We start from the raw sequence: 1,095 nt of genomic DNA, 5'->3' as shown, positions 1-1,095 counted from the left end.
GTATCCTTCTGGTGCAGGAATCCCATGTTCCGAAGAACGACTGACTGATTCCCACTCTTTCCATGTAAATATACGTTTTTCTGCATTTTCAACAGCTAAATCATATACAAGGCTTCCCAGAACTAATCGGAGAGGCGGATTCTCACTATTAACCAGTTTCATTATAGCTTCGGCGGCTAACTTAGGATCACTATCCACCGATTCGTTTGAATATTGTTGGGCCAACTTTTCACGTAATGAATCATACTCTTTTTTCTGTGTAGTAAAACTCATTTTTAAGTATAGATTCGTCCAGTAACCTCCAGGTTCTACGATAGATACTTTTATACCAAAATGTGCAGCTTCTTGTGCTAAAGCCTCGCTAAATCCTTCTAAAGCAAATTTACTAGCGCTATAGATTCCCGACATTGGACCACTAATCAGTCCACCAATACTAGATATCTGGATAATATGACCTGATTCTTGTGCCCGCAAGTACGGCATAACAGCTTGACTTACCCATACTGTACCGAAGAAATTAGTTTCCATTTGGCTTCTAACTTCATCTTCACTAAATTCTTCAATCATTCCCATTACCATATTCCCTGCATTGTTAATGACAATATCGAGTCTTCCAAAATGTTTAATGGCAGTTTCCACTGTAGTCGAAACAGCACTTCTATCAGTAACATCAAGACTTAAAGGAAGTAACATTCCTTCAAACTGGCATTTTAACTCATTCAGTTTTTCAATATTTCTAGCAACACCAACAACCTTCTCTCCTGACTCCAATGCTTTTTTTGTGAATTCGTATCCTAGTCCACTGCTTGCACCTGTAATAAACCACACACGTGTATTTTCATTGTTATTAAATGTCATAAATAATCTCCTCCATTAATCATGTAATATTGGTATCATTCAATACCAATTTAAAACAAACAAAATAAAGAGCACAGGCAATCTGCCTATGCTCTAAATATAGAAATATAAAATTTCAACAGGATTAATCCGATTGTTGGTATCACAAATAAGCCATCAAATTCATTGATGTACCCTTTTCTACGAAGTGTCATGGGAGATCTCCCTTTAAAATAAAAAAGAGGAAGATTCCTCTCC

1 protein-coding gene is annotated in these 1,095 nt (G+C 36.7%); it reads right to left on the bottom strand.

What is annotated here, in order from left to right:
• Nucleotides 1-858 (bottom strand): SDR family oxidoreductase (locus G5T77_RS12545; protein WP_166139633.1); only part of this gene is annotated, 858 nt, incomplete at its 3' end.
• Nucleotides 859-1,095: the final 237 nt, after the last annotated feature.

The organism is Acinetobacter sp. GFQ9D191M (assembly GCF_011174875.1).
In the GTDB taxonomy this organism is placed as follows: Bacteria; Pseudomonadota; Gammaproteobacteria; order Pseudomonadales; family Moraxellaceae; genus Acinetobacter.
This window is presented reverse-complemented; position numbering and strand designations above follow the sequence as displayed.